At 66.1% G+C, this 13,289-nt stretch carries 11 protein-coding genes; 6 read left to right on the forward strand and 5 right to left on the reverse strand.

The window, feature by feature from the left end:
- The first annotated feature begins 1 nt into the window (after window position 1).
- Window positions 2-1,252: an HRDC domain-containing protein gene (locus BKG60_RS21845; RefSeq protein ID WP_070943980.1), complete on the forward strand. Its 1,251-nt coding sequence runs from the start codon at window positions 2-4 to the stop codon at window positions 1,250-1,252.
- Between the two features lie 3 nt (window positions 1,253-1,255).
- On the opposite strand, the gene BKG60_RS21850 is transcribed toward BKG60_RS21845, so the two are convergent.
- The 3 genes from BKG60_RS21850 to nhaA all read right to left on the reverse strand — a co-directional run bounded on the left by BKG60_RS21850 (window position 1,256) and on the right by nhaA (window position 5,517).
- Window positions 1,256-2,152 carry an alpha/beta fold hydrolase gene (locus tag BKG60_RS21850; protein WP_070943981.1) on the reverse strand — a complete coding sequence of 299 codons (897 nt, stop codon included), beginning with the start codon at window positions 2,150-2,152 and terminating at the stop codon, window positions 1,256-1,258.
- 130 nt (window positions 2,153-2,282) lie between these two features.
- Window positions 2,283-4,196, reverse strand: a complete 1,914-nt coding sequence (dxs, locus tag BKG60_RS21855) for a 1-deoxy-D-xylulose-5-phosphate synthase (protein WP_070944160.1) — start codon at window positions 4,194-4,196, stop codon at window positions 2,283-2,285.
- A gap of 28 nt (window positions 4,197-4,224) precedes the next feature.
- A complete protein-coding gene (gene nhaA / locus BKG60_RS21860; RefSeq protein WP_070187011.1) occupies window positions 4,225-5,517 on the reverse strand; it encodes a Na+/H+ antiporter NhaA in 1,293 nt (430 codons plus the stop codon).
- Window positions 5,518-5,641: 124 nt separating this feature from the next.
- On the opposite strand from nhaA, the gene BKG60_RS21865 reads away from it, so the two are divergent.
- The 3 genes from BKG60_RS21865 to BKG60_RS21875 all read left to right on the forward strand — a co-directional run bounded on the left by BKG60_RS21865 (window position 5,642) and on the right by BKG60_RS21875 (window position 8,569).
- On the forward strand, window positions 5,642-6,085 hold the full coding sequence (locus BKG60_RS21865) for a CBS domain-containing protein (protein WP_070187012.1): 444 nt from the start codon (window positions 5,642-5,644) through the stop codon (window positions 6,083-6,085).
- 6 nt (window positions 6,086-6,091) lie between these two features.
- Window positions 6,092-7,378, forward strand: a complete 1,287-nt coding sequence (locus BKG60_RS21870) for an ArsB/NhaD family transporter (RefSeq protein WP_070187013.1) — start codon at window positions 6,092-6,094, stop codon at window positions 7,376-7,378.
- Window positions 7,379-7,480: 102 nt separating this feature from the next.
- Complete coding sequence (locus BKG60_RS21875) at window positions 7,481-8,569, forward strand: GGDEF domain-containing protein (RefSeq protein WP_070943982.1); 1,089 nt, start codon at window positions 7,481-7,483, stop codon at window positions 8,567-8,569.
- A gap of 10 nt (window positions 8,570-8,579) precedes the next feature.
- Here the strand turns inward: BKG60_RS21875 and BKG60_RS21880 are convergent, their stop codons facing one another.
- Window positions 8,580-9,800, reverse strand: a complete 1,221-nt coding sequence (locus BKG60_RS21880) for a class I SAM-dependent RNA methyltransferase (protein WP_070187015.1) — start codon at window positions 9,798-9,800, stop codon at window positions 8,580-8,582.
- On the reverse strand, window positions 9,797-11,791 hold the full coding sequence (locus tag BKG60_RS21885; protein WP_070187016.1) for an APC family permease: 1,995 nt from the start codon (window positions 11,789-11,791) through the stop codon (window positions 9,797-9,799). Before BKG60_RS21885 ends, BKG60_RS21880 begins: the two co-directional genes overlap by 4 nt.
- A gap of 107 nt (window positions 11,792-11,898) precedes the next feature.
- On the opposite strand from BKG60_RS21885, the gene BKG60_RS21890 reads away from it, so the two are divergent.
- Window positions 11,899-12,573: a potassium channel family protein gene (locus BKG60_RS21890; protein WP_200806128.1), complete on the forward strand. Its 675-nt coding sequence runs from the start codon at window positions 11,899-11,901 to the stop codon at window positions 12,571-12,573.
- Window positions 12,574-12,619: 46 nt separating this feature from the next.
- Window positions 12,620-13,288 (forward strand): potassium channel family protein, encoded by a 669-nt coding sequence (locus BKG60_RS21895; protein WP_070187018.1) that lies wholly within the window; start codon window positions 12,620-12,622, stop codon window positions 13,286-13,288.
- Window position 13,289 lies beyond the last annotated feature (1 nt).

Below are 13,289 nucleotides of genomic sequence, written 5' to 3' on the forward strand. Positions count from 1 at the left end.
GATGACCGAAGTAGACCCAGACCCAGCCGAGCCCGACGAGGCCGAAGCAACCCCATTGCTCACCCCTGTCGACGGGGTGCCCGAAGTCTGCGTCACTTCCGGTGAAATCTCCTCTGCAGCAACGTCGCTTGCGAAAGGCAGCGGACCGTTCGCAATCGACGCGGAGCGGGCATCCGGCTTCCGCTACTCCAATCGCGCGTATCTGGTGCAGATCCGCCGCACCGGCTCGGGTACCGCGCTGATCGACCCGGTCAACCATGGCGGCTCCCCCATCGACGCGATGGCACCGGTGGCCGAGGCCCTGTCCCAGGACGAATGGGTGCTGCACGCCGCAGACCAGGATCTGCCCTGCCTGTCCGAGATCGGCCTGCGGCCGGGCAAGCTCTACGACACCGAGTTGGCCGGCCGGCTGGCCGGTTTCGAGCGGGTCAACCTGGCCGCGATGGTGCAACGGCTGCTCGGGCTGCAGTTGATGAAAGGGCACGGCGCGGCCGACTGGTCCAAACGGCCGCTCCCACCGGAATGGCTCAACTACGCCGCCCTGGACGTCGAGGTACTGCTGGAACTGCGCAACGCCGTCGCCGCTGTCCTCGAAGAGCAGGGCAAAACCGACTGGGCCGCACAGGAATTCGAGTACCTGCGCACGTATGTGGCGCAGCCCACCAGACGTGATCGCTGGCGGCGAACCTCCGGGATCCACAAGGTCCGCAATGCACAGGCCCTGTCCGCCGTCCGCGAGCTGTGGACCACCCGCGACACCATCGCCCGCGGCCGCGACATCGCCCCCGGCCGGATCCTGCCCGACTCGGCGATCATCAACGCCGCCACCGCCAATCCCAAGACCGTCGACGAGCTCATCGCACTTCCGGTCTTCGGGGGTTCCAAACAGCGCAAGAGCGCCAAGGTCTGGCTGGACGCGCTGAACCGGGCCAGGGACAACACCGACCCGCCCGAGGCCAACGACGCCCAGAGCGGCCCGCCTCCGGCCGCCCGCTGGGCCAGGCGCAAGCCAGAAGCCGCAGCCCGGCTGGAGGCCGCGCGGGCCGGCCTGGCTGAACTGTCGGAGCGCGTTTCGGTGCCGGCCGAGAACCTCATCACCCCTGAGGTGGTGCGCCGACTGTGCTGGGACTGGCGCCCCGTGGGCGACGTGGCCACCGCGGTGTCGGACTTCCTCGTCGAAGCCAACGTCCGACCCTGGCAGCGGGAGCTCACGGTGCCGGTGCTGGCCAAGGCGCTCAGCTCCGCTGACTGAGGCTCACCCGACTCGCTCGATGTGCGCCAGGAAATGCGTCAGCACGCCCTGCGGATCTTCGATCTGTGGCCAGTGCGCGATGTCGTCCGCGAGCATCACCACGTCGGGATCGGGAACCACCTCGAGATAGCGCTGCGCCATGTGTCGCCCCGAATTCGGGTCCGAAGGCCCGTCGATCAGCCGCATCGGCACCGCGGTCTCCCGCATCGCCCGTACCCAGCGATTCCGGTGGCTGTATCGATCGTCGAGGAACCGGCCGACCTTGTGCAGAACCCGCTTGCCGTCGTTGTACTCCAGGATCTGGTGGAACTTTTCCATGAGCTGTGGCGACGGCTTGGTGTTCACCCCGAACATCTCGTTGATGGTCGGCTCCACGAGCCGACGCGACAACCGGCTGCCCTGTAGCGGACTCATGATGTCGCCCAACGGCGTTCGCGACATCGCCTTCTGCATCAGCCGTGGCGTGTAGGCCTCGTTGAACAGGCCGCCGTTGAGCCAGGTGATCGATGCGATGTTCAGAGCGCCGTAGGCTTGTCCACCGAACTCATGGCGGGCCAACAGTTCCTGGCCGACCGAATCCCCCAGGTCGTGCGCAAGGATGTGGGCGTCGCCGACTCCGAGGTGATGCAGCAGCGCCTCGTGCATATCGGCGTGATCGCGCACCGAGTACTCGTAGGCGACCGGCTTGTCGGAGAAGCCCATTCCGATCATGTCCGGCGCGATGACCCTGAACCGCGCGGTCAGCGTGGGCCAGACCAGCGACCAGTCGAACGAATTGAACGGATAACCGTGGACCAAAAGAAGATTCGGCCCGGTTCCCTCGACCCGGTAGAAGATGTCGAAGCCAAGGTAGTCGAAGACCTGCCCGGCGGTCTTCCAGCGCTGCAATTCGGCGTCCATGTCTGCAACCTAGTTGAGTTCCGATGCTCTGATCGTCCAAGACCGGCAGAAGGGCGATTTCACAAGAACGCCGAGCCTGACCGGAACAGCGTCATGGCGCCGACCACATGCCCGACAAACCCGACGACTGCTAGTCGACCTGCTGGCCGACTTCCTGCTCCCCCACGGGTGCACCGATCGCGGCGATCCATCCGGTGATCTGCCGGGCGATGTGCTGGTCGGTCAGACCGATCTCGGCAAGCACCTCACCGCGCGAGGCATGATCCTGGAAGGCCTGCGGGACACCGAGATCCCGGCATGGCACGTCGATCTCGGCGTGGCGTAGCGCCGCGGACACCGACGAGCCGATGCCGCCGTGCACGCCGTTGTCCTCGACGGTGACCACCAGTTTGTAGTCGCGGGCCAGTTCACCCAGTACCTCTGGCACCGGAAGTACCCAGCGCGGATCCACCACCGTCACGCCGATGCCCTGATTGCGCAGCCGCTCGGCGACGGCCAGTGCCATCGACGCGAACGAACCCACCGCGACCAGCAATACGTCGTCGGTCAGACCGGCCGCCGGGACGCCGAGCACATCGACGCCACCGCGCCGCTCGATTGCCGGAATGTCTTCGCCCACATCGCCTTTCGGGAACCGAAGGGCAGTCGGACCGTCGCTGACCGCCAACGCCTCGCCCAGTTCCTCCCGCAGCCGCGCCCCGTCGCGAGGGGCGGCGACCCGGATGCCCGGGATGATTCCGAGGATCGAAAGATCCCACACCCCGTTGTGGCTGGCGCCGTCCGGTCCGGTGACACCGGCCCGGTCCAGCACCATGGTGACGGGCAGCTTGTGCAGTGCCACATCCATCATCAGTTGGTCGAACGCGCGGTTGAGGAACGTCGAGTAGATCGCCACCACCGGATGCAGGCCACCCATGGCCAGGCCGGCCGCCGAGGTCATGGCGTGCTGCTCGGCGATACCGACGTCGAAGAACCTGTCGGGGAACCGATCCCGGAACACGCTCAGGCCGGTGGGCCCCGGCATGGCCGCGGTGATGGCCACGACGTCACGTCGTTTGGTGCCGATCTTGACGAGCTCGTCGGAGAACACCGACGTCCAGCCGGGCGCGGACGCCTTCGTCGGCAGCCCCGTCTCCGGATCGATGACGCCGCAGGCGTGCATCTGATCCGCTTCGTCGTTCTCGGCGTGCGCGTAGCCCATGCCCTTGCGGGTCACCACGTGGACGATCACCGGAGCCTTGAAGCCACGGGCGTGGCGCAACGCATTCTCCACGGCATGCTCGTCATGGCCGTCGATCGGACCGACGTACTTGAGCCCCAGATCGGTGAACATCACCTGCGGGGCCACCGCGTCCTTGATGCCCGCCTTGATGCTGTGCATGCACTGGTAGCAGAACTCGCCGACCACTGGCAGCCCACGCACGGCCCGGCGGCCCTCTTCCAGGAACCGCTCATAGGCCGGCTGCAACCGCAGGCCCGCGAGGTGATCGGCGAACCCGCCGATGGTCGGCGCATAACTGCGGCCGTTGTCGTTGACGACGATGACCACCGGCCGATTACCCGTGGCGATGTTGTTCAGCGCCTCCCAGCACATGCCGCCGGTGAGGGCACCGTCACCGACGACCGCGACGACGTGTCGATTGCGGTGCCCGGTGAGCTCGAATGCCTTGGCCAGACCATCGGCGTAGGACAACGCCGTGCTGGCATGGCTGGACTCCACCCAGTCATGCTCGCTCTCGCTGCGCGACGGGTACCCCGACAGGCCGTCCTTGCACCGCAGGGTGTCGAAATCCTGTGCGCGCCCGGTGAGCATCTTGTGCACATAGGCCTGATGTCCGGTGTCGAAGACGATCGGATCGTGCGGCGAATCGAACACGCGATGCAGCGCCAACGTGAGTTCGACGACACCCAGGTTGGGGCCAAGATGCCCGCCGGTTGCAGCGACCTTGTGAATCAGGAACTGACGGATTTCCTGTGCCAGATCAGTCAACTGAGACTGAGACAGGTGCTGCAGATCAGCCGGACCGCGGACCTGTTCAAGCATTCCGCCAGTGTACGCACGCATCCCGACGTCAGTCGTGCCGAGGCGCATAGACATCAGGCACGCCGTCATGGTCGGCGTCGGTGGTTTCCAGAACATGAATCCGGCGATAAACGGCGTTCCGCGACACCAGGACCACCGCGGCAAGCAGACCGGCGATCACCGATCCGGTGAGCACGGCGATCTTGACCTCATCGTCGGCGACCGGATGCTCGGCGAAGGCGAGTTCTCCGATGAGCAGCGACACAGTGAACCCGATGCCGGCGAGCAAGGCCACACCGAGCACGTCACGCCAGGCCAAGTCCTCGTCGAGGCTGGCTTTGGTGAACCTCGACAGCAGATAGGTGGTCCCCAGCACACCTATGGGCTTGCCGAGCACCAGACCGGCGATCACCCCGATGGTCAGTGGATCTCTCAGCGCGGAGGCGAATCCCGACACGCCGCCGAGGGTGACTCCTGCCGCGAAGAATGCGAACACCGGGACTGCGACTCCCGCCGACAGTGGACGCACGCGATGCTCGAAGTAGTCGGCACTGGCATGCTTTCCCAGCACAGGCACCGTGAAACCCAGCAACACGCCGGCCACGGTGGCGTGTACGCCACTGGCATGCATCAAAGCCCACGCCGCCACGGCCAGCGGCAACAACACCCATTCCTGCCTGACGCCGCGCTGGACCGCCACGCCGTACAACGCGATCGGAATCAGCGACAGCAGCAGCGGTACCGGCGCCAGATGATCGGTGTAGAAGACCGCGATGACCAGGATCGCCAGCAGATCGTCGACAACTGCGAGCGTGAGCAGGAAGATCCGTAGCGCCGACGGCAGGTGTGTGGACAGTACGGCCAGCACGGCCAGCGCGAACGCGATGTCGGTGGCGATCGGCACCGCCCAACCGCCGGCGTTTTCGGAATGACCGGTGGACAGGTTGATCGCGAGGAATATCCCCGCCGGAACCACCATGCCGCCGACGGCGGCCGCAATCGGAAGCGCGGCACGGGCCGGGTCCCGCAGATCCCCGGCGACGAATTCGCGCTTGAGTTCGACCCCGACGACGAAGAAGAAGATGGCCAGCAGCCCGTCGGCCGCCCACGCGGACACGCTGAGATTCAGGTGTAGAGATTCCGGCCCGAGCATGACCGACGACAGGTTGTGGTAGCTCTCCGACCACGGTGAGTTGGCCCAGGCCAGGGCGGCCGTCGCCGAGGCCAGCAACATCGCGCCGCCGACGGTTTCGGCGCGCAACAATTGCGAGACGCGTTGCCACTCCCGCCACGAGCCACGCGAGAGCAGGCGTCGCCCGGTCCGGTCACCTTCAGCATTCATCGGCACGCCTCCCAGGTCAGCACGAAATGGCGCCGACCAGGCTTCCCGGCACACCGATACCTAACGCTAGCAGCAGATCCGCACACAGGTGCGCCGGGCCACATCCGGGTCGTATGGTGCTGGAGTGCAAGCAGAGGACATCGCTGAGGATTTTCCGGTGATCTCCGCCGAGGCCGACGCACTCGACGCCGCTCACATGCTCGCCGAGCACCGCCTCCCCGGCATCGTGGTGACCGATACCTCCGGGCTGCCCCACGCGGTCCTGCCGGCCGCTGAAGTGGTCCGGCTCATCATTCCGCAGTACGTTCAGGACGATCCGGCTCTGGCCGGCGTGCTCGACGAGTCGATGGCTGATCGGATCGCCGAGAAGCTGCACGGCAAGACGGTGCGAGAAGTGCTGCCCAAGCATCTGATCGACGTTCCTTCCGCGCGCGCCGACGACACCATCATCGAAGTCGCCGCGTTGATGGCGAAGTTGCGAAGTCCGCTGGTCGCAGTCCTCAAGGACGGGGAGATGCACGGGGTGATCACGGCGTCGCGGCTGCTCGAGGCCGCATTGAGGCACTGATTGTCGATGGCTGCTTTCGCGATCGGCGTCTTCGTCATCGCCTACGTTCTGATTGCCAGTGATCGGATCAACAAGACCACGGTCGCCCTGGGCGGTGCGGCCGTCGTCCTGGCCTTCGGTGTGGTCGAGTCCGATGACGCATTCTTCTCACACGAAACCGGCATCGACTGGGACGTCATCTTCCTGCTGCTCGGGATGATGATCATCGTCAGCGTGCTGCGCCAGACCGGCGTATTCGAGTACGTCGCCATCTGGGCAGCCAAGCGGGCCAAGGGCTCGCCCCTGCGGATCATGATCCTGCTGGTGCTGGTCACCGCCCTGGCTTCGGCGCTGCTGGACAACGTGACCACGGTTCTGCTGATCGCGCCGGTCACGTTGCTGGTCTGCGACCGGCTCGCGATCAACGCGGTTCCGTTCCTGATGGCAGAGGTGTTCGCCTCCAACATCGGCGGCGCCGCGACCCTGGTGGGAGATCCGCCCAACATCATCATCGGCAGCCGCGGCGATCTGACCTTCAACGACTTCCTGCTGCACATGACGCCGATCGTGATCATCGTGGTGCTGGCCTTCCTCGCTGTGCTGCCGCGACTGTTCCGTGGCTCCTTCGAGGTCGAGGCCGAACGGGTGGCAGACGTCATGGCCCTGCAAGAGCGTGAGGCGATCCGTGACTCGGGTCTGTTGATCAAGTGCGGTGTCGTGCTCGGCCTGGTGTTCGCGGCGTTCATCCTGCACTCCGTCATCCACGTCGCCCCGTCCGTGGTGGCACTCATCGGCGCCGGTCTGCTCATCGTGCTCTCGCGGCTCGATCGCTCCGACTACCTGTCCGGCGTGGAGTGGGAGACGCTGCTGTTCTTCGCCGGCCTGTTCGTCATGATCGGCGCACTGGTCAAGACCGGTACCGTTGACGCGCTGGCCAGGGCGGCCACCGAGGCCACCGGAGGCAACGCCCTCCTGACGGTGATGCTCATTCTGGGGGTATCGGCACCGGTATCGGGTGTCATCGACAACATTCCCTACGTCGCGACCATGGCGCCGATCGTGTCCGGACTCTCCGCATCGATGCCCGAAATCGCTCATCCCGATTCCCTCTGGTGGGCTTTGGCCCTGGGTGCCGACTTCGGCGGGAATCTGACCGCCATCGGTGCCAGCGCCAATGTGGTGATGCTCGGCATTGCCCGCCGCGCAGGCACCCCGATCTCGTTCTGGGAATTCACTCGCAAAGGGATCGTGGTGACGGCGCTTTCGGTGTCGCTGTCGGCCCTCTACTTGTGGTTGCGCTATTTCGTCCTGTGATGAGGTAGACGATGTCGGCGGCAGCGCCTCAAACCGGCAACAAAACCACGACCCACGTGATTACGTAGGGTGTAGGCGAAGTCGATTACTCCGGGGTGCGGGTTGAGTCCATTCGATAACTACTACGCGCGTACTGCCCTGCTCGCTGCGCAGGGCAAGCGCACCCGGATGCAACGCACGATCGGGACCACGATCGTCGGGTTGAGCCTCATCCCACTGCTGGTGTTGACCAGCCCGAAGGGGCCGCACGGCAGCCTCCAGTACGTGGCGGTGGCCGTGAGCATCGGTGGACTGATCCTGGCGCAATGGTGGTGGCGGCGCCAATGGCCCAGCCGCACCCAGTCCTGGATCGTCGTGTCCATCGGCACCGCCTGTATCGCGGCGACGTGCATCCTGCTGGTCGACCCGGTGGTCGGCCTCATGGGATCCAGCGCATTGAGCCTGATCACCGCCTACACCGCCTTCCTGCACAGTCCCCGGGTACTGCACCTGACCTGGGCAGCCTCCGGTGTGGTGGTGGGCTTCCTCGCATACCGGGTGGCGCTGATCGACGCGTGGCTCGGGATCGCCGGCGCGCTGGTCGCGGTTCTGGTGATCCTTGGCACCTCCGCGCTGTGCCGGATGGCCGTCGAGTTGATCGAACCCGACCGCGTCCAGCACCCCAATGAGATCGACCCGCTGACCGGTCTGCTCAACCGCGAGGCCTTCGACATGCACACCGCCACGATGCTGGGCTCGCACAGCCGCCACGACGATCAATACCTGGTGATCGTGGCGGTCGGGATCGACGACATGGCGCTGCTGAGCGACATGGACGGCAGCCACAGCACCTTGCACGCCCGCGTCGCCGTGGCCCAGGCCATCCGCGAGACCGTGCGCCACAAAGTGCCGCTGGCCCACGTCTCCGACAGCGAGTTCCTGATCGCCGACGTCTTCAAGACCAACGACCCCTCGCCGCTGGTCAACCGGATCCGGATGGCCATCACCACCACACCCATGCGCCTGACGGCCAGCATCGGCACGGCGTGTAGTCAGTTGCGCCCGTTGACCGAGTTGCCCACTCCGCAGGTTGTCGACGCCCTGGTGGGCCTGGCCGACACCGCGATGAACCAGTCGCGGGCCGAGGGCGGCAACCGGGCCACCTACGCACACTTCCCCACCCCGACGATGGGCCCCGACGTCGGGGAGTGACCGACCCGGGTCAGCGGGTCAGCACCGCGACGCACTCCACGTGATGGGTCAGCGGGAACGAATCGAACACCCGCAACTCCTCCACCGTGTAGCCGTGGCCGAGGTAGAGCCCGATGTCACGGGCGAATGAAGCTGCCTCACAACCGATGTGGATCACGCGTGGCACGCCGGTGGCCGTCAGCGCGTCGATCACGTCGCGGCCGGCGCCGGTGCGCGGCGGGTCGAGCACCGCGACGTCGGGCCGTCCCGGCTCGGCGGACAGGGCGCGCCGGACCGAGTCGGTCACAATCGAGACCCAGGGCAGGTCGGCCAGCGCGCCACGCGCCGCACGCGACGCCCCGCGCGAAGTGTCGACGGTCAGCACGCGTCCGCCCGGCCCGACCTGTCCGGCCAGCGCCGCGGCGAACACCCCGGCACCGCCGTACAGATCCCACGCCGTCATGCCCGGCTGCAGCCCGGACCAATCGGCCACCAGCCCGCTGTAGAGGGCCGCTGCGTCGCGGTGGGCCTGCCAGAACGCCGTCACCGGCAGCATCCACCGCCGCCCGCCGACGCGTTGCACCGCCTCGTAATCGCCCTCGACGACACGCGTCGGATTCCTCGGACCGGAGGCCGGGCTGCCTTTGCGGACCGTGGCCTTCGGGCCCGACTGCACGATGTGCCGGCGACCGTCGGAGTCCAGTACCGCATGTACGTGCGCGCCCGGGGTCCAACGCATCGCGGCCAGGCCATCGGTCAGTTCGGCGGGCAGTTGTCCGCACTGTAGGTCGGTGACCAACTCGGCGCTGTGGTAGCGGTGCAATCCGGCCCGGCCGTCTGCGGTGGTGTCCAGCCGCACGCGGGTCCGCCAGCCGAGAACGTCACCGGCACCGACCGGCTCGGCTACCGCGGTCTGCTCGTCGCGCCAGGTGAATCCGCCCAGCCGCGACAGCTGGTTGGCCACCACCGAGCCCTTGAGCCGCCGCGCGGCCTCCGGCTCGGCGAACGCCAGATCGCAGCAGCCGGCACCGTGTACCCCGGCGATCGGGCACAGCGAACCGACGCGGTCCCCGGAAGCTTCCAGGACCTCGACAACCTCCGCGTGCCAATATGATCCACGCTCGTCGAATACGTTGACCCGCACTGTCTCTCCGGGCAGTGCGTAGCGGACGAACACCACTCGCCCGTCGTGACGGGCCACGCAACTGCCACCGTTGGCGGCCGGCCCTGTGGTCAGCGTCAGTTCCGTCATTCCAGGAATCCCCTACGGGCATCACCCGGGGTGGAGCGTGGCTGCAGCGCCTTCAAGCGCTCCGAGGAATTCAACTGCCACGGAACCGATGTCACCATCACATTGGGCATGAACAACAGCCGCCCCTTGAGCCGCAACGCACTTTGATTGTGCAAGACCTGCTCCCACCAGTGCCCCACGACGTACTCGGGAATGAACACCGTCACCACGGTACGAGGCGATTCCTTCGTCACCCGCTTGACGTAATCCAGTACCGGGCGGGTGATCTCGCGATAAGGAGAAGCGATCACCTTCAGCGGAACACTGATGTCGCTGTCCTCCCACTGATGCACGAGCGCACGGGTCTCGGCGTCGTCGACGCTGACCGTGATGGCCTCCAGCACGTCCGGGCGGGTGGCCCGGGCATAGGCCAGCGCCCGTTTGGTCGGCAGATGCAGTTTGGACACCAGCACGACGGCGTGGTTGCGACTGGGCAGCACGATGTCGCCTGCGTCCTCGTCCTCCTTTTCGAGCTCGCGGGCCACGGTGTCGTAATGCCGATGGATCAACTTCATCAGGATGAACAGCGCCGACATCGCCAGGATCGCTATCCACGCGCCCGCGGCGAACTTCGTCACCACGACAACCACCAGCACCGCACCCGTGGCCGTCAGGCCGATCGCGTTGATGACGCGCGAGCGCATCATGTTCCGCCGCACCGCCAGATCGGTTTCGGTGCGCAACAACCGGGTCCAGTGCCGGACCATGCCGATCTGACTGAGCGTGAACGACACGAACACGCCGACGATGTAGAGCTGGATCAGCGCGGTCACCTCGGCGCGGAAGGCCACCACGAAAGCGATGGCCGCGAAAGCCAGGAACAGGATGCCGTTGGAGAACGCCAGCCGGTCACCGCGAGTGTGCAGCTGTCGTGGCAGGAATCGGTCCTGGGCCAGAATCGACCCCAGCACTGGGAACCCGTTGAAGGCCGTGTTTGCCGCCAGCACCAGGATCAGCGCCGTCACCCCGGCAATCAGGAACAGCCCGACGGGGAAATCGTGGAACACCGCATTGGCGAGCTGCGCGATCAACGTTTTCTGGTGATAGTCCGGTGGCGCGCCGACCAGCTGTTCGAGCGGGCGTTCGGCGATCTGCACACCGGTGGCCCTAGCCAGGACGATCATGCCCATGAACAGCGTCACAGCGATCAGACCGAGCAACAACAAAGTGGTCGCGGCATTCCGCGACTTGGGCTTGCGGAATGCCGGCACGCCATTGCTGATCGCCTCGACCCCGGTCAGCGCCGCCGAACCCGAGGAGAACGCCCGGGCCACCAGGAACACCAGCGCGAAGCCGAGCACCTGTCCGTGTTCGGAATGCATTTCGAAGCCTGCCGATTCGGCGCGCAGCTCATTGCCCAGCACATAGATCTGGAACAGGCCCCAACCCAGCATGACGAACATGCCGAACATGAATGCGTACGTCGGTATCGCGAATGCCGTGCCAGACTCACGGATTCCCCGCAGGTTGATCGAGGCCAGCAACAGGATCGCCACAACGGCGAACAACACCTTGTGCTGAGCGACAAACGGAATCGCCGAACCGATGTTGGACATCGCCGATGACATCGAGACGGCCACCGTCAGCACATAGTCCACGAGCAGCGCGCTGGCGACCGTGAGCCCTGCCGTGTGCCCCAGGTTGGTTGTCACGACCTCGTAGTCGCCGCCACCCGACGGGTAGGCATGCACATTCTGCCGGTAGCTCGCTATCACGATGAGCATGACCCCGGCCACAGCAAGGCCGATCCAGGGCGCCATCGAATAAGCGGTCAGCCCGGCAACCGACAGCACCAGAAAGATTTCCTCGGGCGCATAAGCCACCGACGACAAGGCGTCGGAGGCGAACACCGGAAGGGCGATCCGTTTGGGCAGGAGGGTGTGGGAGAGCTTGTCGCTGCGGAACGGCCGCCCCAGTACCAACCGGCGCGCCGCCGTCGAAAGCTTGGACACGAGAGCCAAGACTAAGCCCGAACGCGATAAGGCGTGACAAAGCTGTAGCGTTCCGGGTGCACGGTTAGCGCAACAGCGCATTTCTGCCACCGGAAAGGAACCGTCGGGTGCGTGTAGTCGTCATGGGGTGCGGCCGAGTGGGCGCCTCCCTCGCAGACAGCCTGGCCCGGATCGGCCACGAGGTAGCGGTCATCGACCGCGACAGCACTGCATTTCACCGGCTCTCGCCGGACTTCGCCGGTGAGCGTGTGCTCGGCATGGGCTTCGACCGCGACGTGCTGCTGCGTGCCGGCATCGAGGAGGCCGGCGCGTTCGCCGCGGTCTCCTCGGGCGACAACTCGAACATCATCTCGGCCCGGGTGGCCCGCGAGACGTTCGGTGTCGAACGCGTGGTGGCCCGTATCTACGACGCCAAGCGCGCCGCGGTCTACGAGCGCCTCGGTATCCCCACCGTGGCCACGGTGCCGTGGACCACAGATCGGCTGCTCAATGTGCTGACCAGAGAGACCGAGACCACCAAGTGGCGGGATCCGTCGGGCAATGTGGGCGTCGCCGAACTTCCGCTGCACCAGGATTGGGCCGGGCACCTGGTCACCGACCTGGAAGCGGCCACGGGTGGGCGGGTGGCCTTCATGATCCGGTTCGGCAACGGCTATCTGCCCGAACCGAAAACCGTGATCCAGGCCGGCGACCAGGTGTACGTGGCCGCGGTGTCCGGGCACATCGCCGAGGCACTGGCCATCGCGGCGCTGCCGCCGAGCGAGGACCTCGGATCCGAATGACAGCCATCATCCCTGCCAACGACGATTCTCAGGAGATGTCGCGCCGATGAAAGTTGCCATCGCCGGGGCCGGGGCGGTCGGTCGCTCGATCGCCCGCGAGTTGCTCGACAGCGATCACGACGTGACGCTGCTGGAGCGCAATCCCGACCACATCGACGTCGACGCCATACCGGCCGCGCACTGGCTGCTCGGTGATGCCTGTGAGCTCACCCTGATGGAATCGGTCAAGCTCGAAGAGTTCGACGTGGTGATCGCGGCGACCGGTGACGACAAGGTCAATGTCGTGGTCAGCCTGCTGGCCAAGACCGAATTCGCGGTACCCAGGGTGGTGGCACGCGTCAACGATCCGCGCAACGAGTGGCTGTTCGACGAGAACTGGGGCGTGGATGTCGCGGTGTCGACGCCGCGCATGCTGGCCTCACTGGTCGAGGAGGCCGTTGCCGTCGGCGATCTGGTGCGCCTGATGGAGTTCCGGAAGGGACAGGCCAACCTGGTCGAGATCACCCTTCCCGACGACACCCCGTGGGGCGGACGTCCGGTCAAACGCCTCGAGCTGCCACGTGACACCGCTCTGGTGACGATCCTGCGCGGGGCCAGGGTGATCGTGCCCGAATCCGACGAGCCACTGGAGGGTGGCGACGAGTTGTTGTTCGTCGCTGTCACCGAGTCCGAGGACGAACTGCGCGAACTGCTGCTGCGTCCGGAGCCGCGCTAGC

This window comes from Mycobacterium syngnathidarum, assembly GCF_001942625.1.
Lineage (GTDB): Bacteria > Actinomycetota > Actinomycetes > Mycobacteriales > Mycobacteriaceae > Mycobacterium > Mycobacterium syngnathidarum.